The sequence below is a fragment of the Paenibacillus sp. 2003 genome (genome assembly GCF_031455635.1).
Taxonomy (GTDB): domain Bacteria; phylum Bacillota; class Bacilli; order Paenibacillales; family Paenibacillaceae; genus Paenibacillus; species Paenibacillus amylolyticus_B.
This window is the reverse complement of record NZ_JAVDTB010000001.1, coordinates 1,919,727-1,943,218: the sequence shown is the minus strand read 5'-3', so window position 1 is coordinate 1,943,218 and position 23,492 is coordinate 1,919,727. Positions and strand designations below refer to the sequence as shown.

Below are 23,492 nucleotides of genomic sequence, written 5' to 3'. Positions count from 1 at the left end.
CTCCGAATGTGTACTTTTAGCAATCGTTTCATTTCATGTGGCGATAGTCTAATAGATCCTTCAAATTCGAGATTTTCTGCAGCAGCTTCTCCCCAACATTGGTTTCCTTCACCAGTTTCCGTTCCAGTTCTTTGTCCACCAGTCTTTTCACAGACAATACGTCCGTTCCGTTGCATAACACATCTTCTTTTGATTTAAATTTCTGGTGGGCGACGAGCTGCATGCCAAAAGAATTGTACAGCAAGGTATATCCGGCAATGCCTGTGGTGGATTGATAGGCTTTGGAAAAACCGCCGTCAATCACGATCATTTTTCCGTTTGCTTTAACAGGGCTCTCTCCACTTATTTCTTTGACTGGCGTGTGCCCGTTAATGACATGTCCATGATCCGGATTCAAATCAAACTCCTGCAAGATTCTTCGACAGATCTCTTCATTTTCACGTAAATGGTAGTAAGGATTTTTTTTCTCCTTATGTGCTTCTTTTTCTTGAATAAAATAACGTTCAAAAGTGGTCATTTCTCTCTTGCCAAAGAGTGAGGAACATTCCCCTGTCCAGATGTACCATACCATATCCGTCGCCAGATCTTCTGTCTCTTCCGGATGTGCAAAGGCGTAACGTAAATAATCCTCAAAAACATCAAGCAATTGACGGCCCGCATATGTCTTGTCTTCAATCTGCATTTCTTCCATATTTCCTTCTTCATCCAAAGGAATACAGCCGTGGATTAACAAATTCCCATTGTATTTTAAATAAAGGCTACCCTTTTTCATGAGGAAATTCATATGTCTGGCCAGCTTTTCGGAATGCTGAACGGAGAACAGCAGTTTTTCCATCACCTGGCGTTCTTCCTCCAGCAATTCTTCAGGCTTCTGCGGATTAACAGTGGTAAAACAGGTGTTTTCCAGCAGGTACGTTTTACCGCAGATGTTGATTTCATTGTTATCATAATCAATCTGCTCCAGCAAAAGTCTTTCAGACATATTAAAGTATGGACGTCTTTTGATAATCGGGATTTCAAGTTTAAACTGAATCATGGCAATGGCTTGGTGAATTTTGGTGATCTGCAGAATTTCCTGCTCCGATACATTATGGCCAGCCTGTAACTTAGGTCTGAAGGACGGATTGTCTTCATAATATTTCTCCGCCAGGTTTAGCAGTGGGCGCAGATTGATTCCGTATACATCTTCAATGATGTCCAGATTGTCATATCTGGCGCAGATCCGAATAATATTCGCAAGGCAGACCAGAGAACCTGCGTAGGCTCCGATCCAGAGGACATCATGGTTCCCCCACTGTATGTCTACAGAATGGTAGTTGATCAACGTATCCATAATTTTATCGGGGTACGGCCCCCGGTCATAGATATCTCCAACCACATGAAGATGGTCAACCACCAGGCGTTGTGTCGTATAAGCAAGGCCGATAATGAGATTGTCCGCCTGGCCCAAGGATATAATTTGCCGATATATTTCCTCGTAATAAGGATCCTTATTGTTGGTCGAATCCGTCTTGTATAAAAGCTCTTCTACAATATATACATATTGCTCCGGCAGAGCTTTACGCAATTTTGAGCGTGTATACTTGGAAGAGGCATAAGAAATAAGCTTAAGCATGTGTTCAATTGTTAGTCTATACCACTGGTTTAAAGCCTGTTTATTGCTCAGTTCCCCTATAACCAGCTGTATTTTTTCCTCCGGGTAATAAACCAATGCCGCAAAATCATGGATTTCTTGATCCGTCCAAACCTCCCGGAATAATTCTTTGATTTTCTCTTTGACGGTACCCGAACCGTTTCGTAGTACATGCTGAAAAGCCTGGAACTCCCCATGCAAATCACTGACAAAATGCTCGGTTCCCTTCGGGAGATTGGAGATCGCTTCAAGGTTGATGATCTCTGTTATGATTTTTTCTTCCGTATCATATTTCTCGGCCAATAAATCTAGAAACTGCTCATCCAAAACAGATGTCCCCCTTCAAGGAAGTATGGTGTTGTATAGCCGGGTCCAAAAGCTTTAGACCTATATAAAATTACACTCTATACTTGGCATTGATTATATGGTAATTATCAGCATCGCCTTCCCCCATCATACTCCAGTTCATCAAATATGAACAAATTTTTAGGAATAAGAATTGTGTTCAATGGGTACTTGTCCCTCGATATTTTTTTTACTAACTGCTATTTTACACAATGAAAAATAAACGATCTATTCTCAGAATTTGCTTGTTTAAATTCCCAGTCACCATATGTTTTAATTATTGAAAAACCGATTTGTTTCAGCGACTCATCGAATTCTTCTTGATTTCGAAACCTCAGCTGCATTTTTTCATGAACTAACACTTTGTCTGTTTTAGTATTTTTTACAATTTCATAGAAAGTGTAAATATCTCCCTCAAACCCTTCATATTCTGTATGAATTTCTAAAGGATCTCCGCTTAGTCTATCTTTAGCGAAGTCAGGAGTTTTGTCCTTCTCCCATTCTTCCCATACTTTTACCAAAGGGTTTCTTGTATCAAAAATAAAGTGCCCCCCCATTTTTAGGGATCGGAATACGTCTGAGATCACTCGCTTCCAACTATCATCTGTAAGAAATACCTGTGCAACATTGGCTGTCATAATTACCGCATCATAGGTATTGGTTTGTAAATCCGCACTATCACCTATAATCCAATTCACATTTCCAGAATAATCTTTACTTCGCGCCATTTCAATCGCTTCTTCATTGGGATCTATAGCGGTGATTTTATAACCGTTCTGAACAAGATGAGTAGTCCATCTTCCTGTTCCACAGCCCAGGTCAGCTATAAATTCTACTTTTTGTCTCTTTAACAATGCAAGGAAAAATTCATCGTCTTTTCCCCAATGGTTAATCTGGTCATATACTAATGGAATCATAAAAATATCTCCCCACTTTCAACAGCGTTTTACTGTGCTCAACAGTTTGATGTCTCGTACATAAGCTATACGGTTTTATTCTCACTCTGTGAACCAAAAACTTCCCTGGTTGCTTCTATAAAAGTTAACAAGATTGGTGAAAGCCATTTGTCTTTATGCCACAACATCTGTGTATATACCTGCAAGTCCGGAATTTGCCATGGGAGGACAACAAGTTCTCCGCGTTCAACTTCAGACTCCACGACGATCTCAGGAAGAAAGGCAATACCGATGCCTGAAATTGCACATTGTTTAATGGCTTCAGCACTTTGAAACTCTAAATATGTAATGCTATCAATCCCCTCTTTCTCAAATGACCGATCAAACATCGTTCGATACGGACAACCCTTCTCATTTGTCAGGAACACTTCTTCATGAAAATCTTCCAAATGCAGTACAGTTCGTTTGGCGAGTGGGTGATCTGGAGCAGCTAACAATCGGAAATGTTCTTCCAGCAAAGGTTCCACGGAAAGTCCACTCGAGCGAATGGGTTCATCCAACATATAAACAATATCCGTGGTTCCCTCAAAGAGCGTTTGCTTGAGTTCTTGATTCGGCACTGAGCGGAAAATTAGGCGAACTCCCGGATGCTGCGAACGAAACCGTTGGAAGACAGGTGGAAGCCGGTAGGAGCAAATAACCTCATTTGCACTTATCGTTAAGGTACCACTTAGTTTTTCATTATCATGGACAGCACTGCGAGCTTCGTCCATTTTTTCAAGAACGCCTTGGGCGTGTGTTAAAAAGCGTTTACCCGCAGTTGTGAGCGCGAGTTGCTTGCCCAACCGATCAAAGAGGCGAACACCTAGCTCATCTTCCAATGCTTTAATTTGCATCGTGACGTTGGAAGGAACGTAGCTCAGCGCTTCTGCTGCCCGCGTGAAATTCAATGTTGTTGCAACCGTACAAAACGTATTCAGTTGACGCAATTCCATCCGATGATCCCCCCTTCATCTTTCAATTTTATTGAATACTATTATGAATTCTATTCACTTTTATTGAGAGTATCACAGCTCTATACTGAGTACAAGAGATCACAGGGAACATGTGGTTTTTCATTTTGAAGGGAGCAATTATACGATGGATTATGAAATTTTTAATTTGGGTGATGTACTCTTACAATCAGGAGTGACGTTACCAAACGCTTTTCTTGCTTACAAAACATACGGAAAATTAAATGAACAGAAGGATAATGTTATTGTCTATCCAACGGCTTTTGGGGATCAGCATGTTCAGAATGAATGGCTTATTGGCAGTGGGATGGCACTCGATCCAGAGAAATATTTTATTATCGTTCCCAATTTGCTGGGCAATGGACTCTCTTCCTCTCCCAGTAACACGCCTCCTCCATTTGATCGGGCTAACTTTCCACAGGTAACCATCTATGACAACGTTCGATTCCAGCACCAACTGCTGACCGAAAAATTCGGTATTCAAAAGATTGCTCTCGTCGTCGGGTGGTCGATGGGTGGCATTCAGGCATTTCAATGGGGGGCAAGTTACCCGGAGATGGTCGAACGAATCGCACCTTTCGGAGGCATCGCCAAACCTTGGCCTCACACATTTGTGGTTCTGGAAGGCGTGAAAGCTTCCCTGCTATCTGCAGTCGGCTTCGACTCAAGTAAATTAAACCAACTAAGTTCGACAGACATGCGTGCCGTTGGTCGGGTCTATGCAGGATGGGGACTATCACATGCGTTTTATAGAGAAGAGCTTTACCGTGAGATGGGATTTGACACATTGGAGGATTTTGTAGCTGGTGTCTGGGAAAATAGCTTTATGAATATGGATCCGCATAATGTTCTGGCCATGTTATGGACAGGTCAACATGCAGATATCAGTGCAAACCCCTCCTATAACGGAGACTTTGATAAAGCACTTCATAGCATAAAAGCTTTTGCCTGTATCATGCCCGGAAGCACGGATCTCTTCTGCACTGCGGCCGATAATGAATACGAAGCTAAGCGTATACCTAATGCTGTCTTGAAACCAATCCAATCGATCTGGGGCCATTTTGCTGGTCGTGGAATCAACAGTGCCGATAATCAATTTATTGATGACAATCTAAAACACTTGTTGTCACTTAGCACTAATGAATAGATCGTCACTTGCATGGGATGTCTGTCGGGCCTAGCAAGATTCCCTGTTCTGCTCTAAGCAGTGCAATTTTCCATTTAGATACCTGTACATCTGCCAGTCTCATTTCTATGGCTTTCATCTTTAGTTCCACCGGATAACTCACTCTGGTTGCTATTACAAATACACCTCCAAGATGATCTCCCTATCTTACGACAAGGTTTCATTCTCTTGAAGGTGTGTTTGATTAATATATTCCTAATGATTATAACTACAATTAAGTAAGTACAGTCATCGCCTCTCTTGTAAATGGAACCAGATCACCAGTACGTCCTTCTTGAATTTTCTTAGCCCATTCAGGGTCGACCAGAATAGCACGTCCAACAGCAACCAGATCAAACTCATCATTCTGAAGTCGTTGTACCAATCCCTCGATACCGACGTTACTTGCGCCTTTACCTTCTGTGAACAGACTTGTAAAGTCACCATCAAGACCAATCGATCCAACAGTAATTGTTGGTTTGCCAGTCAGTTTTTTGGTCCATCCAGCAAAATTCAGATCAGACCCTTCGAATTCCGGTTCCCAGAAACGGCGTGTGGAACAGTGGAAGATATCAACTCCAGCTTGAACCAACGGTGCGAGAAGCTGCTCCAGTAATTCCGGTGTTTCAGCCAATTTAGCCTGATAATCATCTGTCTTCCACTGAGATAAACGCAGTACAATAGGGAATTCCGATCCCACTACTTTACGGCAAGCCTCAATCACTTCAACTGCAAAACGTGTGCGAGCCATCATATCTCCACCATAACGATCCGTACGAGAGTTGGTTTTCTCATACAGGAATTGGTCGATCAGATAGCCGTGTGCTCCATGAATTTCAACACCATCGAACCCAACGCGTTTCGCTTCTGAGGCTGCTTGTGCGAATTCCTGAACGATTGTAGCAATCTCAGCTTCCGAATAATCATTAACATGACCCTTGGCTCCCATATGCCAGATCTGTGGAATAATTCGACCGCCAGCTTCATGTACTTCAGATACAACATGTGCCCAACCATTCATTGCAGCTTCGCCATAAAAGTGCGGCACATTGGCTTGATTGGATGCATCCGGATGATTAATTATTGTCCCTTCTGTCACAATAAGCCCCACTGCGTTCTCTGCTCTGCGGCGGTAATAGCCCGCAACATTCGAACCCGGAATACCGTCCGGAGAAAATTGACGCGTCATCGGCGCCATCACGATCCGATTGGATAACTTCAAGTGACCTAACTCTATAGGTTGGAACAATGCTTCTACGGATTGAGAATAATTCATAATAACCTCCACAAATTTTGTTTTATATAAATTGACCTAGGAGATGTTAAACAGCAACCAGCCTGGTTAACAGCTAGACGTTATTTCCAAATGAATCAATACACGCTTTTTATCGAAAAGCCCCACCTCCTTCAAGGTTTCGTGGTGGTTTAATCCGCCTTCAATTATTTTTGACTTTGTAGTCAAGAATTTCACAAAAAAAAGATCAAGACATGATCATGCCAAATGAAATACGCAGAACCGTCTCGATCTGTTCACGGGATGAACCTGATTTCTCCATAACTCTCACACCAAGAATGGTGTTATTTAGGTAAGATGCAAGCTCTATACTCGTATACCGGGTGGAAATTAATTGTTGTTTCTGGCCACTACATATGATCTTCTCTAATACCAGTTGAACCTCTTCTACCATGAGCTCAGCTTCGCGTGTGACCTGCTCGTCATCTGTTCCGAATTCGAGTGATGCATTCACAATTAGACACCCTTGGCAGCCAGTTTCATCGTCTAGAAGGGAATATCGTAAGGCATCCAGTTTATCAACGGGAGACGAATCCAGGGCTTCAATCTCTTTCAGTTTCGCTATAACCTGTTCACGGTAAAGTGCCAGCGCCTTCAGGAACAACGATCGCTTGTCTTTAAAAACACAGTACAAACTTTGCTTTTTGACTCCTGTAGTACGCGTAAGGTCCTCATAAGAAGTTGCTTTGAAGCCTTGATTCCAGAACACTTCCATAGACTGGTGTAATACACGATCGACATCAAATTCTCTTGGTCTGCTCATGGGATTAATGTATCAGTTATTGACCGCGCAGTCAAGAACTGATCGTTTTACATCCTATTTGAAAGAGGATGGTTACAATGGATAAACATAAATTTTTATATAAATGAACAAAAATCACCGATCCTCCCCAAAGTGGGAAGACAGATGCCTCGATAAATATTCTGATCGACATTGCTACCACTTTCCTAACCTTTTCAATGGAACTAAAATCTCTACGGTGATTTTCTGCAGGTCCATTGAATACGGTCTAACTCTTCCGGTAAGCAACCTTGTGAAAAGCATTGATATAACGAAACAGTGCTTCACCATCATCAGGCACATGCGTACTTGTATCCAGTGGCAGCATCATTGCCTGATACGGCTCTGGCACCATTCTATATTGATGGACATAGGAGGTTAGGATGAACCCGTTACGTTGCCAGAACTGAATGCGTTCCTGATGAGCCACCGTTGTCCCGAACTCCGCCTCGATAATCATACCTTTGATCCGGTGTTCCCTTAACGCCCAGGCTCTGATCTGCTTCAGCATCCAGGTCCCTATGCTCAACCCTCGCAGCTTCTGTTCAACCGCGAGGTAATCGATGATCAGGATGCGGTCCGCAGCCTTCCCCTCCAGTCCAGTAACAGCCATCGCAACCACTTCTCCATGATGCATGCCCGCGTGTAAATAACCAATCTTCCGGTCCAGCATACTGTGCAAAATCGCTTTTGTCTTAGCACCGCTTTGAAAAGCCTCATGATAGATTCGCTCCATCCGCGCCCACAATGCTTCATCCCACTCCTCTATAGTAGTAAACTCTAATTCAAGCATCTCATTCGCCTCCAGCGTTAATTCAGATTTCGTGATCACCCTTCTCTTGCCTGACGATTGGCTAATACACTCATTATACTTTTTATGAATTTTATTACAAAACTTCAACATCAGATAACAATGAATAAAACAAAAAATGCTGTAATAGTGACTTCAATGGCAGTATGTTATCGTCCCGCGACATTTGTGGTGTAACTATCGATTGTCTCGGGTTGGAAACTGACCAAGTCATCAACTGGAAAATGTAGGATAGTTCAGACTTTATTACCCTTTAAGGTTAATGAGTTATGAACTATAACAATAAGAAAGCAGCTGATCACTTGGGTCAGCTGCTTTCTTATTGTTATAGAGGTTTTGTATATCGTTAACCGGCATGTATCAAAGAAAGATAATACAAGTGATTATTTATTGCAAAGATTGTTTCGTTTGTTTTCTTTTAGATAGAGAGTTATCAAGCAGCGTTGTTACGATGCCAATCACAAGGGCAAGCGCACCGATCCATGGAATATAGTTCAACAAGTTGTGGTTGACAGCAATACCCCCGACACCAGCTCCGGCAGCCATTCCAACTTGTCCAATCGCGCTATGCAGACTCAGTACAATGCCAGAAGCGGCAGGAGCGAGACTTATAAGCTGAAATTGGATCGGCGTACCTGAGGACCAGGCTGCTAGTGCCCAGAAAATAAGTAATATATATAGAAGAAATATGGATTGGCCTATAAACGGGAACAACAGTAATACAATGGCATGGAGTATCATTCCCCCAGCTAGGGTACGGAATGTACCACATGTATCTGTACTGAGTCCTCCTATTTTGGAACCAATAGCACTGGCAATACCAAATATAAACAGGGCTACCGTTACACCTTGATCACTCATGCTAAATATATCTAGGAGATACGGCGAAATGTACGTAAATAAAATGGAATATGAACCTAACCACACGAACGTAATCAGTAACGCTGCTGCAATACGGGGTTGCATAATGAATGTAAACTGATCACGCAAAGGAACCGCTTTTTCAGCAACGACTTTAGGTATGATCAGCAGCGCTAGGCATAAGAGAATAAGTCCGGCTACTCCAAGACCAATAAAGATGATGTTCCAATCATAATGGGAAGCTACAACCCTGCCTATAGGTACACCGATAACTAATGCCGTACTATTTCCCATGATAACAGTAGCAATTGAACTGCCTTGTTTGCCTGGAGCAGCCAAAGCTGCAGCAAGAGTAAGGAGCGTAACCTGAATAACACCGGCACTAAGTGCTGAAATAATTCTAGCTACGATAAGCATCTCATATCCTGTGATCGTTGCAATTAAAATGTTAACAACAGAGAATACCGTTAATGCATAAACTAAGAGCTTTTTTCGGTCTAATTTAGATGTAAAAGCAATTAAGAAAGGAGTCCCTGCACCAAAAGCTATAGAGAACACAGTAATAAGCTGTCCAGCAGAAGAAACTGAAATGTTGCTAGATTCAGCTACTTTGTCCAGGATTCCGGCAATAACATATTCTGATGATCCATTAAGAAAACTAATTACAGCTAATAAATATATTTTCCACATATTTTTCAACAATTGCACCTTCTTATTTCTGTATTTCTAGAAAAATAGATGTATTAAATATTCTCAACCAGATACTATTGAATTAGTAGCTAGAGACTTTCCCACAGAAAAACAGCCCCTAAGCGAATGGTTAGATTCATTTGTGTTCCACCTTTCAGTGTTAAATCCATAAGAGATTCTCATTTGCATAACTTATGTTACTTTTATTATTCAAATAAATATATACCTTTCAGCCTTTTAGTTTGAATTAACATGAGATCACATTTGTTACTCAAATGTTACGCAGTGTTTTGTATCAGCTTAATATTATGTAGAAGGAGTTTTTTTGGTTTTGCTATGCAACATCAAGACAAAAACGACAGTATTCCAAAGATGCTTTGGAACACTGTCGCTATGGGTATAACCAGATTAAACTTTGACTGTATACATCCATTCTTTTTCAAGAATATTGGAACGACCAGCTGATTCCACATCGGTATATTGATACATGTTCGTAATAATGACCGGCGTAATCATGTTGTAACCCGCTTTTTCAATCTCTTCACGGTCAAATTCCATCAATAGGTCGCCTACGGATACTTTTGCTCCAGCCTGTACCTTTGGCGAGAAAAATTGGCCTTTCAACTTTACCGTATCAATCCCAATGTGAATGAGCATCTCTGCGCCAAGATCACTTACGAGACCAATAGCGTGACCACTCTTAGAAACAGAGAATATTGTGCCGTTAACTGGGGAAACTGCACGTCCTTCTGAAGGTTGAATGGCAAATCCTTTACCCATCATTTCTTCTGAAAAAGCAGGGTCTGGAACCAGGCTAAGTGGCTTAACTTCCCCACTGATAGGGCTGAATATTTGTTCATCCTGTAATTTAGTGTCTTCAGTTACTACAGATATAGTTGCAGACGCTGCTGATGGTGCAGGTACCTCTTCCTGGAAGCCCAGAATATAAGTAATGACGCTAGCGACAACGAATGCAATCAAAGCAGCAATTAGTGCATAGAGCAGGTTGCTAATGTCTGGACCGACATATGAGGCAGCTCCCGGAAGACCTACAGTGCTAATGAAATAGGCTTTAACCGAAAAGGCTCCTAGAAACGCTCCAGCGACTGCGCCCCCAATGAGCGCTGCAATAAATGGTTTTTTGAATTTCATGTTAATTCCGTACATGGCTGGCTCCGTAATTCCCATAAGAGCGGTCAGTCCTGTAGAATATGAAAGTGATTTGGTTTGGGTATTTTTAGACTTGAAGCCCACACCAAATGCGGCACCACCCTGGGCCATATTAGCTGCGAACATTAACGGAACGATAAAATCGTAACCAAGTGTTGCAATCGAACCAACTGCAAGCGGCAACAGTGCATAATGCATGCCAGTAATAATCAGTACAGACATGGTGCCACCAATTAAAATACTTGCAAAAATGGATGCGTTATCAAATAACCATCTGATACCCCCAGATAAACCGTTTCCAATAATGCCACCCAGTGGCCCGATCGCGATCAAGGTTAGTGGTACCATAATAAGTAACGTTACAGTGGGTACAACAATCATTTTGAGTGAAGCATGCGTAATATGGTCTATAGCTCTCTCCACGTAAGCAGAGATCCAGATTGCAATGACGATGGGAATAACCGATGATGCATAGGATGTAGCAATAACTGTAATGCCTGCAAACGATGTATTACCCTCTTGAAACAAGGCTGTAATGGTTGGGTGCATAAGACCAGCCGCTAATGCAGCTCCCACATAAACATTGCTACCCATTTTCTTCGCAGCACTAACGGCCAGAAGAATAGGCAGGAAGTAGAATGCACCATCGCCAACGGCGGATAAAATGATATGGGTTGAGCTTGTATTCGTCATCCAACCAAGAGCCACCAGAATGGACACGATCCCTTTGATCATACCTGCGCCAGCAATTGCTGGCAGGATTGGCGTGAACATGCCCGAGATGAAGTCAAATAATGCGCTGATCGGATTCCTTTGTTTCTTTCCACCTTTTAGAGCACTCTCTGCGTTAGGCTTCATGCTCATATTGGTCACTAGTGCTTTGAACACTTCGGAAACTTCATTGCCAATAATCACCTGAAACTGTCCACCGTTTTCCGTTACACCCATGACGCCAGGTGTGTTTTTTAACGTTGTTCTGTCTGCTTGATTGTTATCGTTTAGATTGAATCTGAGTCGAGTCATGCAGTGTGTAACTTGATCGATATTCTCTTCCCCACCAACCAGTTTGAGAATATCTTTGGACAATTGTTGTTTATCCATGTTGTAAGGCTCCTTCGACGTATAATAAGGTATTCTCTGACCATGGACGCGTCTAGCCAGTTATAATGGAAGTGCGAAACATATGTTATAACGTCATGTTACTCAGAACAGAAAAGAAAATATATATGATTTAAGTGTTTAGTTTCCTTTGACACGAGATGATTTTTGTTACAAAAATGTAACACGTTGTTTTTTGAGCATAGGTAATGTATACTGCCTAAGCAGGTTACCTATTATTTTTATTATGGTCTAAGGGAGTGCATATCCATGTTCACCAGTGAGCAAATCTCATCTTATAACGAATTGGAACTATCTTTATATAACTATATTTCTCAGAACATGGAAAAAGTGGCGTACATGCGTATCAGAGAACTGGCCGATGAAACTCATGTATCTACAGCCAGCATTCTGCGATTTTGCAGAAAGAATCAATGTGAGGGATTTTCCGAATTTAAAGTAAAACTTAAGATGCTCGTTTCCCAACAAGATAAACTAACGAAGCAGGAGTTGAAAAGTCCACATCATGCAGTGTATGAGTTTTTTGAACGTTCTCAAGCTCCTGAATTGGAGGAGAAAATTCAGACGGCAGCAAAGTTAATTGCTAATGCCAGTAGCGTTATTTTTATTGGTATCGGGAGCTCCGGAATAATAGGAGAGTATGGAGCCCGATTTTTCTCAAATCTAGGGATCTGTTCCGTGTACATAAAAGATCCTCATTACCCCATCCATACCAGAATTCAAAAAGACAGTGTTACGATTGCATTATCTACGCGAGGTGAAAACCCGTTTGTGCTACCTTATCTCCAACGGATCAAGCAGGAGAAAAATAAAATTGTGGCGATAACGAACGATCGCCAATCCACCATGGCTAAAATATCAGATGTGAGTATCCCTTATTATGTAAAAGAAGAGTATTACGAATCCACGAACATCACCACTCAGGTTCCTGTTACTTTCCTGTTGGAATGGCTGGGACGAGAGGTTTTCAAAGAAATGGTAAATACAGAATTGGAGCTATGAGAAAGAACTCGATCTCTCTATAAATAAAGACCAGAAAGAGAGCCTTTTGGGCTCTCTTTTAAGTCACTATGGCTCTCGATGGGATGAGTACGTTAGACGCTTTCCATTACTTTTTTCCTTCGTGTTGCTGCAATTTGTGTCATAATCATTAGAATGATGATCACAATCATTCCAATCATAGCAGGTGTGAAACTATTGGAAGCATCATGAATCCAGCCTAGCAATATTGGACCCAGCGCTCCAATAACATACCCGGCAGATTGCTGCATCGCTGACCAGGAAGTTGCATCGTTCACATTGGTTGTAGAATCAATCGGTAACATCAGGTTTAAGGTGAACAAGCCCCCTGCTCCAACTCCAAAGAGTACAACGGAAACCATCGGTATGAAATTCATCATCAATAAAATCAACCCGACAATCATGAACAGAGATTCACCAACCATCCATACTCTTCTTGAAGGAAAGTTCTTCAATAATACAGGAAGGACAAAGCTAATCGGGATTTGGATGACAACAAATATGGTTAGACAAAGCGTTGCATAGGATTTGCTATACCCCATTTCCTGAATCATTAACGGGAGCCACGCTGTAAAAGAATAAAACAACATAGCCATTAATCCAAATGAAAGCGTAAGCGTCCATGCGCTTCTATTTCCCCAGGGAAGTTTAATTTGCGGACGTTCTTTTATGTCACTCACATTAGCATTAGCAGATTCAGATCGAGGCTTCACCATGATCCACCAAATGATCGCTGCTACAAAGGCAATGACTGCCCACCCTCCTACTGCTATCTGCCAAGAATTGAAGTATGTCTTTAAGGGAATCGATACCATTGAACTGACCGCAGCCCCTACAGTGATTGCAATACTATAGAGTGCAATCATAGATGGAACATGATCGGGAAAATACTTTTTAATAAAACCTGAAGTTAACGGGCCGATCGAAGCGATCCCGATACCTACGATCAATGCTGATAAAAGTAAAACGGACGTAGACTGTGTAAATAGCCGAGTAGCTATTCCGATTCCGACCACAATCAGGGAATATCCAATGATTCGTTCTATTCCCCATCTCCCACTTGCTTTGACGGCAAAAGGTGAAAATACGCCCATACATAGTACAGGTATTGAAGTTAGCAAACTGGCTAGTGCAGCGCTCATCCCCAGATCCTCCCGAATCGTATCTAGCAGCGGAGATATGGAATTAATAGCCGGGCGCAAATTCAGTGTAGCAACAAATAAAGCAATAATTAAAAATGTTTTTTTTCTCATCTTCTACTCCCTAATCGTTCAATATCAATTATTAGACTAAGAAAGAGCCGCTGACTGGCGGCCCTTTCTTAGTTTTTTTTTGTAGGCCTGTAAGCTGATCTGTAATCAACAATGTTCCAACATTAGCACCTGCTACTCACGAAACAAGCTGCTCCCGTTGCTCTGAATGACATCTTTATACCAGTGGAAGGACTTCTTACGATAGCGTTCCAATGTTCCTGAACCATCATCATGACGATCCACATAGATAAATCCGTACCGTTTTTTCATTTCTGCAGTTGTTGCACTAACCAAATCAATACAACCCCATGATGCATATCCCATTAATTCAACACCATCTTGAATGGCTTCAGCGACTTGAAGCAAGTGCTCCTTCAAATATTTAATGCGATAATCATCAATAACGGTTTTATTACCATTTTCGTCAGTGATCAGTTCATCTACGGCTCCTAATCCATTTTCAACGATGAACAATGGCTTCTGATAACGATCATACATTGCATTCATGATGTACCTTAAGCCTTTGGGGTCGATCTGCCAGCCCCAATCACTCGCAGTCAAGAGCGGATTAGGAACACCACCAATCAGGTTTCCTTCTCCTTTAATTTGCTTGGCAGGATCAGCCGTTTCGCAACTACTTTGATAATAGCTAAAGGAAATAAAGTCAACGGTGTTTTTTAAAATTTCTTCGTCGCCAGGCTCGAAATGAATGGTAATCCCGTTATCTTTCAAATAACGTTTCATGTAACCTGGGTAATAACCACGCACGTGAACATCCGTAAAACCTGTGTTCTTATGATCCGCTTCCATCACTTTGATCATATCATTAGGGTCAGGAGTCAATGGGTAAATCGGCATAGCAATGACCATACAACCAATTTTGAAATCCGGGTTAATTTCATGCCCAATTTTAACCGCCATTGCACTTGCAACAAACTCGTGGTGAACCGCTTGGTACAGGGCCTGTTTGCTAAGTTGATCCTTATGCGTGTTAATCCCGCCACTTGCAAACGGGTGTTCAAGAATCGAATTAATCTCGTTAAATGTGAGCCAATACTTCACTTTGCTTTTGTATCTCTCAAAAATGGTTCGCACATATCGTTCATAGAAATCGACCATTTTTCGATTCGCCCAGCCATCGTATTCCCTAACGAGATGTAGAGGAGTCTCATAATGAGAGATCGTAACTAGAGGTTCAATCCCGTATTTCCGGCACTCGTCAAAGAGGTTGTCGTAAAATTGGAGACCTTTTTCGTTTGGCTCAAGTTCATCCCCTTTCGGGAAGATTCTGGACCAAGCTATAGACGTACGAAAAACTTTGAAACCCATTTCTGCAAGGAGTTTAATATCTTCTTTATATCGGTGATAGAAGTCAATCGCAAATAACTTCATATTATCCTCTGTTGGTTCAATCGTCGGAGGTGTCTGAATGCCGTTTGGCATGATATCCTGAATGGAAAGTCCTTTTCCGTCTTCTTGATATGCACCTTCAATTTGGTTTGCAGAGACGGAACCTCCCCACAAAAAACCATTCGGAAATTGAAATGTTTGACTCATTTGGTAAGCCACCTTTCTTTTAAACCTTGAGCGGATCTGGATATAAATGAATCTCACTTTATCGGTTTTTTATCATGTATTTGTTTTCACAACTTATGTTACATAGATTAATGCATAAAATACATGTTATTTCGTATTTAGTACAAGGTATCAGAGATTCACATTTGTAACATAAAAGTAACGTAGTGTTTCATTTTTTTTAGGGGATTGTTGCATGTTAGCTCAAGGGTAACTGTACTTCTAACACGCCATCATAATAGACACAAAATAAAAAAGCCGTCAAAATGACGACTTCATCATGATAAGTTATCCATTAAAAGAGGCAGGCTCAAGTGTTTCCAGCAGTTTCTTAATCTCTTCATCATATTCCGGTTGGAATAATGGAATGATCTCATCTAATTTTTGCTGGAACAAATCCGAATCCTGGACACGAAGCGCTGCTCTTAATTCAATTTCTTCTTCTGAACCATTGTCGTTTAGAATCATGTCCAGGACATCCGCTTTGAAATATTCACTTGGAGGAAGGATCAAAGCATTCATTAGGAATTGCATAAAAAAGAGATGGTTATCTTTTTCCTGATCCGCTTTTTTCATCGCTTGCTTCGTAAATAAGTTGATATATTTCTGAGCAAAATCCACTCCTTTCAGTTCATAAGGCCCACCATGTTCTACCCCTCTCCAACGCAGGTCAGCCACGGAACTAAGCCACCAAGCCGGATCGATGGCCTGCTGCATACGAAGCAATATGTTCCGTTCAAACTGCGGATCGGGATGCAAGCGCTGTGCTTCCAAAGACTTTCCTATAGTCTCAGCTTCGATCGCAGCAACGGTGATACCTTGTCCATGAATAGGATCAAAGCTACAAAATGCATCACCAAGGACGAGTAAACCAGAGGGCCAATCTTCCATGAGTTCAAAATGCTGACGAACAGACTCGGAAATACGGTACCCCCTAGGCCCTTGCAATGGCTCCAACTGCTCCATTAACTTCACAATTTTATCTGAAGCAAATAGATGCTTGATTTGATCTTGAAACTCTTCGGGCTGAGTGGACGGATACTCATCTCCTCCAGCATTGAAAAGAATGAGTCCAGCGATATCATCCTCAATGCGCGTAAATATGCCTGCACGAATACCTTGCTCAGGATCTGAATCAGACATCACCCATTCGTTCGGAATGGAGGATTTAATGTTGTAATAACGGGTGCTATAACCAAGAGATACCTTTAGCACTTCTGGTTCTGGCACATTCAACCCTAATTTATCAAGCCACCTAATCAATTTGGAAGAACGTCCTGAAGCATCAATAACCATATCCGCTGCAAGTTGGTCTTCCCTTTTTTCACCGCTTCTTTCTTTGGTATAAATGCCTGTAACAGCATGCTGGTCTTCAGATACGATGAGTCCAGTAACTTCCATACTTGTTAAGAAGCTTATATGAGGGATATTTTGGATTCGTTTGCGCAGCACCCATTCCAGCAAAGCTCTGCTGCACGATGCAATTTTAAATGAAGAAGGATCCTCCTTGTTAACTAATGTACCGTATCGATTAGTAACTATAAGCTTCTCATCGTGTGAAGAGATCGCTCCCAATGCTATCAATTCGTCATTGTATCCTGGGAAGTAATGTTCCATAATCAGCGCGCCGCGTGGTTGTACGCGGTGTGGATGAAAAGATTGAGGTACACCCTGTCGGTTATTTGGCTCCGAAGGGAATTCATCCCTTTCAATCACACATAGTTCCTCATAATAATCAGCTAACATTCTTGCAGTAATTAATCCAGCAATCCCTGCTCCGATCACCACAGCTTTTTTCATGTCGGACACCGAAGATTCATCCTTTCTAGAAATTAGATTTTAATCTACACTTGTTGAGAAATCAAAATATTACTTATAATACCAATATATAATCAAAATTTCTTTTATAGTAAGAATCAATATAGGGATGGTATATAGTTAAACTACGATATGGAAGTGGTGTAGATGAAAATCAATGAAAAAAAGCTTGATTTAAGAGTTGCCCGGACTCATAAATTGTTAATTACGGCCTTTAGAGATCTGTTATCTGAGCAAGGCAAACTATTCAGCAATATCACGATTAATGAGATATGTGACAAAGCGATGGTTCACCGTACAACGTTTTACAAACATTTTGCGGATAAATTTGCGCTGTTATCCGCTACCCTCACGTGGGTTCTTCAGGATTATTTACAAATGAGTATAGAAGATCGGCTTCGGCAGCCCTTGCAAAGCCTATCTAGATTCATGTTGGAGAATTTACTGGAGCCAATTGTTCAAAACCAGAAGAATGACAAGGGATTTACTGACTTTTTCAAAAACTATATTGGAGATATATCCAGAAGAGATTTTCTGGAACTAAAAAGAAGAGGGAAACCATTTTCACCTCCCATAGAACTTTTAGCGGAATATCATTCAGGGGTCATTAGTTTACTTGTGACGTGGTGGATATATCATCTTGAAGAAGATGTTACGGCGGAACAGATGGATGAGTATTACTATCAAATGGTTAACGAGAAAATCATGTTAGACTAACATGAAGCTCACTCTACGCTACGCACATAGCCAAGTTATCCAGCCTGACCTATTTTCAACAGAATAAGAGTTGAGATAAAATAAAAACCGATGGGCATTTTACTTATGTAAAGTCCCATCGGTTTCTTTGGTTTTAGGATAGTTCGGTTGAAGGCCACAGATGCTGTGAATCTAAAGTATAAGTCGATAAAATTATGCCTACTGATCAAAAAAATGGGTTACTATGTAGCAAATCAGCAATGGTTCTTACCAGAGGCCTATGAAGTAACAACCACCTATATTCATCTTACGAGTTATATTCATTGTAAGCATCTTCAGTCGTCTGCACGTTCTTCAGATACACAATCTGCCCTGACTCGTTCACACGCATAATATCTATACCCGCCTTCGCATACACCGTGCCATCTACTGCTTGCCCGCATACTGCCCAGTTAGTTCGATAACTGCCGTCGGGCTGAAGAACCCATGCATCCCACATATGTTTAATGTCTTTATTGTATTCATAAAAAGTCTTAATAACCACCTCGAATCCTGTACGACTGCTACCGTTTGAAACAATTTCAGCATTCTGCGTGAACAGGGATAACAAATCCTTCATAGCCCGGTCGTCAGTGCGAGATGCATCAAACAAGCGAAAATAATTATTTAACATCGTGATGTTTGCATCGGTGTTCAGAGAGTTGGTAGTATTGCCAGCGGTTGCTGTATTGGACATGTTATTACCTCCTATATTGTCTATACTGTCTTATGCAGTACAGTTTCAGTTCGAATATTTTCGAACTGTTTGGCCTGAAAAGAAATATATCACACTTCCCACATAGCTGCAATACATAATTCGAAAATTTTCGAACAATAAAAAGAGGTTGAAAATGCTAGTATCTATCTTATGAGAACTCTAAGAATTCCCTACAGGTTCGGAGAGAGGTCAATCGAGGGTACCGTTTGTTCGAGGTTGATCTTGTGCAGAAAACGGACGGGAAGCTTGTAGCCAGACATGATTGGTCGCAGAGGCTACAGCCGGATTTAGCCGCTCATCGCGGACGAAACGTAACAAAGTTTCAGTTTGCAAACTCGCTTATCATGGGTTGCATTTGTCCAAGCAGCGCTTCATTTAAAAGTCCTAAAATGAAGTTAACCCTCAATGCTCCTTTTCAGGATGTAAGAGGGTTAACTTTCATTTTATACAGGTGTTAAAGGTGAATCGAATGAATGGCTTGCCAACATCGATCACTAAATATTAGTCCAGAAGGCTGAAGATCTGAATGCTCTCTACCTTGGCATCCTTGATATGAAACGACATCACATCCACATAATTGGATGGCTCGTAACGGAAGTCATCCTCCTCATCGGGGGCTCCATCACCAAGCAGTTTCCCCTCAGGGTAGGCATTTTTGAGTGTATCCAGGCTATCTCCTGCTTTAATGTTTCGCACTGTCGCGTACTTAGGATCTGTGATTTCGATATGAAAGATGGAGTCTTGTTTCCCCTTTGGTATACTGATTGTTTTAATCTCCAGACCAGGATACGTGTACACTTTTTCCGTAAAACCAATTAAGTTATCCATATTTGTTCCATCGTCAGCACTGTACGTATGAGATTTCAGGTTATCCGGTTTGCCCAGCATCTGTTCCATCTGATCTTCATTCGCTGTATCCGAAATCGCAATGGTGTTCTCATTATAGACAAAAGCAAGCTCCTTCAGCACCACATTGCCTTCCTTCTCCATCGAACCTTCTTTAATAGCTTCAGTACCCTTTTCTTCAGAACTTCCGGAAGCAGGCGCAGTAGCATTTGTTGCACCTTCGCCTGTGTTCTGTTCATTTGCAGTGTTCTGTCCGGTTGCTGGCGATGTAGCTTCACTGGATTGACAGCCCGTTAATGCCACCGTTAGTAAAGCACTTAGTACGATAAAACTTGCAGCTTTCTTAGTTAATTTCATCATGATCCCTCCATAAATGTGTGATTTGTTCTTATGAAGTGATTATAAATAAAACATTTGTTAGTCTTATAACAGAAATGTACCAATCTTGTAACGTTAAGATTTAGGCTTGGGTTTTAGATGCATGTCTATGCACGAGGCAAAACAATTGTAACGGTCGTTCCTTTTCCCAGTTGACTTTCGATGTCGATATATCCATTAAACCGCTCTACGATCTCTTTGCATATGGAAAGTCCAAGACCTGAACCATTTGCTGTACTTGCATTTTTCGCCCGGTAAAAGCGTTCCTGCACTCGCTCCAGCTCATCGCCCGCGATGCCTATGCCTTGATCACATATCCGTATAACTACTTCGTTTGGAGTATGTTCCAACCTCAATTCGATCAGCGATGGACTAGCTGAATATTTGATGGCATTGTCCACAAGATTGGCGATCGCATGGGACATCAGCATTGGATTCACATTGGCGTGCACTCTTGTCGCACCCTCATCATCCGGTTCTTCCTCCGCCTGACTAACTCTGATCTCTATCCCTTTATCCTTGGCCTTGGCTCCCATATTCATGACAACTTGCTGAATCAGTTCGTTCATTTCCGTCTTCTCGACTTCCAAATCATTAGAACCCGCCTTATCAAATCGGGATAGTAATAACAGTTCATTAATCAAGCGGGTGAGCCGATCCGATTCCTGCAACAGATGAGCATAGATTTTTTGCAGCTCCTTGTTCTCGGTCTCCCCTTCAACCAAGTATTGAGAGAAACCACGAATGGCTGCCAAGGGTGTTTTTAACTCGTGAGATACGTTGGAGACAAATTGTTTCTGGTACTGAATGTAATCATGAAGCTGCCGCCCCATGGAATCCAGCCCATCTGCCAGCATGCCCAGCTCATCCTTCCGTTTTAGATGAACTCTCCGAAACTCCTGTCTGGAGAAACTTTGCGCAGCGCCAAGTAGTATCTTAATCGGCTTGGTTGTATTGCGCGCAATCCACAGACTGGATAACGTAATCAGCACAATAAATCCGCCTGCACCTGCAAACAGGATATAACGAATTTGATCCATGATCGCATAAAAGTAGGAAATATCCTCCACGAACTCATACACATAAGCGTTTTCGTAGAATTGATCCTGAATGGGCGTCGCAAAATAAAGCAGATGATCTTCCGTGACGGTGTAGGCATAACTGCCGCTCAGTGCTTTCTCAATATTTTTGTCAAAAATAAGCGGTTTGCCATCATTAATGATGATGCCATCCACAGCCAAGCCGAGCAACTGCTTGGAGCTGTCATAGATACGTACTTCCTTGCCTGAAGCTTTCAACTTCTCCAGAGCAAGTCTGACAATTTCATTCGTCTGGGGCTCTCCTGACGATGACCTATGCTGTGCCAACACCTCACGGAAGGACAACTCCGACAGATCTGCCTTCTCCATCATCTGTTTCTCAATGGTAACGAAGCTGTAGTAATCAATAGCTTTATTTACCGCAAAAATGATGATGCCAAAAGACAACACGGAGAAAAATAAATAATTCAGCAGTAACCGGGTTGCATACTTCAGGCCTCGCCACCTCCAAGTTGATAGCCAAATCCATAGATCGTCCTGACGTACTTCGGTTCGTCCGCGTTATCCTCAAGCTTCTTCCGTAATCGCATGATGGTCATATCCACACTGCGACTGTCTCCCATAAAATCGTATCCCCATCCGATCTGCAACAGCTCATCCCGGGTAAAAATTTTGTCTGGCCTTTTGAGTAACGTTTCCAGAATTTTGAACTCTTTGGCCGTTAAAGATACGGGTACACCGTTTTTTAGCACCCTGCGGCTTTCCAGATCAAATGTCAGCTCTTCATGAATGATGCATGTAGATTTAACTTCTATTTCTTCACTTGATTCTTCCTTGCTCTCGTTTCTTCTCAGAATCACCTTGATCCGAGCGAGCAATTCACGATTGTCAAAGGGTTTGGTCATGTAATCTTCCGCCCCTAACTCTAGTCCCAACACCTTGTCGATTACCTCGTTTTTGGCAGAGAGCATGATCACAGGAACGGCACGTTTCCCGGTAATTTCCTTGCACAGGTCATATCCGGAGCAGTCAGGCAGCATCAAGTCAAGTACCACTAAATCGGGTTGAAAAGAGTCGAGCAGCTGCAGGCCCGTTTTGCCGTCCTCTGCGGTCTGCACATCATAGTTTTCTCGCCTTAGCACCAGCTCAATTAAATCTCGAATTGCAACTTCATCGTCAATGACAAGTATTTTCTTCAATGTGCACCCCTTCTAGCCTTGTTCCCCAGCTTGAATCATCATTTATCCTCATCTTAGCACAGACGCTTTAGATTCCTCCACCAACAGGAAGGTGAGGTATATTCCACTCAGCCAACATAACTTGTAATAAACTCGAAGAAAGGAGAACAATACATGGATCTGCTCTGGGTACTCATTGTTGGTGGACTTATTGGTTGGTTAAGCGGCAACATGATTGGCGGATTTCATATTATTCCAGCCATCGTTGGCTCGATTATTGCCCTGCTCATCTTCTTTGCTCTGGCACGCGGCGGAGCCTTCCGAAGACGTTAACCAGGAGAGGCGGAAACCGATACCGTCGTTCATTAGTACAGGATAAACATAAAAGGACCGAAAGCATTCATCGATAGAAGATGAATTTTACAGTCCTTTTTTTATTTTTGAACAAAATCGCATTCAGTATGATGGTTGATTTTCGTTTTAAACGGTACGAGGTGCATAAGCACAAAGAAAGACGCGTACGCCTTCAGTGATGATACGTTTGGTTTGTTCCTCTTCCAATGCCTCTGTTTTTCTAGGTTGATTAAATACCAATAAAAACGTTAATGCAGCGAAGTGCTTTGTAGCCATTTCAGGATCGGGCACATGGAGCAATCCGGTTTGTCCAAACTCTGTAAACCTCTTGATAATCCCCTCTTCAGTTGCGTTATCCAGCCTATCAAAAAACGAGTCTGGCAGGTTGGCGGCTTCCACCATAACCAGACGGATCAAAGCCATGTAATCGGACGAACCGTTCGCAGAAGCTACGATTTGTTCGCAAAATAAGATGAGCGCCTGCTTCAGATCCTCGAATTCCAAGAGGTGATCTGAAATCCCTTGCTCAATCATGTCAAGAACCGCCAAACTGGATTCTTCAACAACGGCAAGCAGTAGATTCTGTTTGTCGCCATAATAATCATAAACTGTCCGTTTGGAAACTCCCGCTTTAGCTGCGACCGCATCGACGCTGGATCGATCAAACCCATCGGAAAGAAACAGGTCTCGTGCTGCCGCAATAATTTTAGCTCTTTTGTCTGAAGAGCCTTTGCGGATTTTCTTGTTTTCCGTATGATCCATTCTTACGTTGCCCCCTTATAGGTATACCATCAGAAAT

At 42.0% G+C, this 23,492-nt stretch carries 20 protein-coding genes; 4 read left to right on the top strand and 16 right to left on the bottom strand.

Features of this window, described 5'->3' with window-relative positions; genetic code table 11:
• Positions 1-28: 28 nt before the first annotated feature.
• The 3 genes from J2X75_RS08525 to J2X75_RS08515 all read right to left on the bottom strand — a co-directional run bounded on the left by J2X75_RS08525 (position 29) and on the right by J2X75_RS08515 (position 3,869).
• Positions 29-1,960, bottom strand: coding sequence for a fructose-1,6-bisphosphatase (locus J2X75_RS08525; protein ID WP_310335736.1), 1,932 nt, complete (start codon positions 1,958-1,960; stop codon positions 29-31).
• Between the two features lie 218 nt (positions 1,961-2,178).
• Entirely contained in the window at positions 2,179-2,895 is a 717-nt protein-coding gene (locus J2X75_RS08520; protein ID WP_310335735.1) for a class I SAM-dependent methyltransferase, read from the bottom strand.
• 65 nt (positions 2,896-2,960) lie between these two features.
• Entirely contained in the window at positions 2,961-3,869 is a 909-nt protein-coding gene (locus J2X75_RS08515; RefSeq protein ID WP_307536095.1) for a LysR family transcriptional regulator, read from the bottom strand.
• A gap of 145 nt (positions 3,870-4,014) precedes the next feature.
• Here J2X75_RS08515 and J2X75_RS08510 point away from each other — a divergent pair, with 145 nt between their 5' ends.
• Entirely contained in the window at positions 4,015-5,034 is a 1,020-nt protein-coding gene (locus tag J2X75_RS08510; RefSeq protein WP_310335732.1) for an alpha/beta fold hydrolase, read from the top strand.
• Between the two features lie 253 nt (positions 5,035-5,287).
• Here the strand turns inward: J2X75_RS08510 and J2X75_RS08505 are convergent, their stop codons facing one another.
• The 5 genes from J2X75_RS08505 to J2X75_RS08485 form a co-directional block, all read right to left on the bottom strand.
• On the bottom strand, positions 5,288-6,328 hold the full coding sequence (locus J2X75_RS08505; RefSeq protein ID WP_179198704.1) for an NADH:flavin oxidoreductase: 1,041 nt from the start codon (positions 6,326-6,328) through the stop codon (positions 5,288-5,290).
• Between the two features lie 205 nt (positions 6,329-6,533).
• On the bottom strand, positions 6,534-7,109 hold the full coding sequence (locus J2X75_RS08500) for a TetR/AcrR family transcriptional regulator (protein WP_310335731.1): 576 nt from the start codon (positions 7,107-7,109) through the stop codon (positions 6,534-6,536).
• A gap of 247 nt (positions 7,110-7,356) precedes the next feature.
• On the bottom strand, positions 7,357-7,920 hold the full coding sequence (locus J2X75_RS08495; protein WP_310335729.1) for a GNAT family N-acetyltransferase: 564 nt from the start codon (positions 7,918-7,920) through the stop codon (positions 7,357-7,359).
• 405 nt (positions 7,921-8,325) lie between these two features.
• Positions 8,326-9,489: an MFS transporter gene (locus tag J2X75_RS08490; protein WP_310336705.1), complete on the bottom strand. Its 1,164-nt coding sequence runs from the start codon at positions 9,487-9,489 to the stop codon at positions 8,326-8,328.
• A 408-nt stretch (positions 9,490-9,897) separates the two neighbouring features.
• Complete coding sequence (locus J2X75_RS08485; protein ID WP_310335727.1) at positions 9,898-11,760, bottom strand: beta-glucoside-specific PTS transporter subunit IIABC; 1,863 nt, start codon at positions 11,758-11,760, stop codon at positions 9,898-9,900.
• Positions 11,761-12,027: 267 nt separating this feature from the next.
• On the opposite strand from J2X75_RS08485, the gene J2X75_RS08480 reads away from it, so the two are divergent.
• Entirely contained in the window at positions 12,028-12,780 is a 753-nt protein-coding gene (locus J2X75_RS08480; protein WP_310335726.1) for a MurR/RpiR family transcriptional regulator, read from the top strand.
• Between the two features lie 92 nt (positions 12,781-12,872).
• On the opposite strand, the gene J2X75_RS08475 is transcribed toward J2X75_RS08480, so the two are convergent.
• From J2X75_RS08475 to J2X75_RS08465, 3 genes are all read right to left on the bottom strand, one after another.
• On the bottom strand, positions 12,873-14,051 hold the full coding sequence (locus J2X75_RS08475) for an MFS transporter (protein WP_310335724.1): 1,179 nt from the start codon (positions 14,049-14,051) through the stop codon (positions 12,873-12,875).
• Positions 14,052-14,183: 132 nt separating this feature from the next.
• A complete protein-coding gene (locus J2X75_RS08470; protein WP_192131429.1) occupies positions 14,184-15,608 on the bottom strand; it encodes a glycoside hydrolase family 1 protein in 1,425 nt (474 codons plus the stop codon).
• 306 nt (positions 15,609-15,914) lie between these two features.
• Positions 15,915-17,426, bottom strand: a complete 1,512-nt coding sequence (locus tag J2X75_RS08465) for an FAD-dependent oxidoreductase (RefSeq protein ID WP_310336703.1) — start codon at positions 17,424-17,426, stop codon at positions 15,915-15,917.
• A gap of 165 nt (positions 17,427-17,591) precedes the next feature.
• On the opposite strand from J2X75_RS08465, the gene J2X75_RS08460 reads away from it, so the two are divergent.
• Positions 17,592-18,161 carry a TetR/AcrR family transcriptional regulator gene (locus J2X75_RS08460; protein WP_310335721.1) on the top strand — a complete coding sequence of 190 codons (570 nt, stop codon included), beginning with the start codon at positions 17,592-17,594 and terminating at the stop codon, positions 18,159-18,161.
• A 286-nt stretch (positions 18,162-18,447) separates the two neighbouring features.
• On the opposite strand, the gene J2X75_RS08455 is transcribed toward J2X75_RS08460, so the two are convergent.
• From J2X75_RS08455 to J2X75_RS08440, 4 genes are all read right to left on the bottom strand, one after another.
• Complete coding sequence (locus J2X75_RS08455) at positions 18,448-18,876, bottom strand: nuclear transport factor 2 family protein (RefSeq protein ID WP_310335719.1); 429 nt, start codon at positions 18,874-18,876, stop codon at positions 18,448-18,450.
• A 522-nt stretch (positions 18,877-19,398) separates the two neighbouring features.
• Positions 19,399-20,103 (bottom strand): hypothetical protein, encoded by a 705-nt coding sequence (locus tag J2X75_RS08450; RefSeq protein WP_310335718.1) that lies wholly within the window; start codon positions 20,101-20,103, stop codon positions 19,399-19,401.
• 125 nt (positions 20,104-20,228) lie between these two features.
• Entirely contained in the window at positions 20,229-21,533 is a 1,305-nt protein-coding gene (locus J2X75_RS08445) for a sensor histidine kinase (protein ID WP_310335716.1), read from the bottom strand.
• Positions 21,534-21,652: 119 nt separating this feature from the next.
• Positions 21,653-22,360 (bottom strand): response regulator transcription factor, encoded by a 708-nt coding sequence (locus tag J2X75_RS08440; protein ID WP_310335712.1) that lies wholly within the window; start codon positions 22,358-22,360, stop codon positions 21,653-21,655.
• A gap of 153 nt (positions 22,361-22,513) precedes the next feature.
• Between J2X75_RS08440 and J2X75_RS08435 the strand changes: the two genes are divergently transcribed.
• Complete coding sequence (locus J2X75_RS08435; RefSeq protein ID WP_310335710.1) at positions 22,514-22,672, top strand: hypothetical protein; 159 nt, start codon at positions 22,514-22,516, stop codon at positions 22,670-22,672.
• Between the two features lie 147 nt (positions 22,673-22,819).
• Here the strand turns inward: J2X75_RS08435 and J2X75_RS08430 are convergent, their stop codons facing one another.
• On the bottom strand, positions 22,820-23,455 hold the full coding sequence (locus J2X75_RS08430) for a TetR/AcrR family transcriptional regulator (protein WP_310335708.1): 636 nt from the start codon (positions 23,453-23,455) through the stop codon (positions 22,820-22,822).
• Positions 23,456-23,492: the final 37 nt, after the last annotated feature.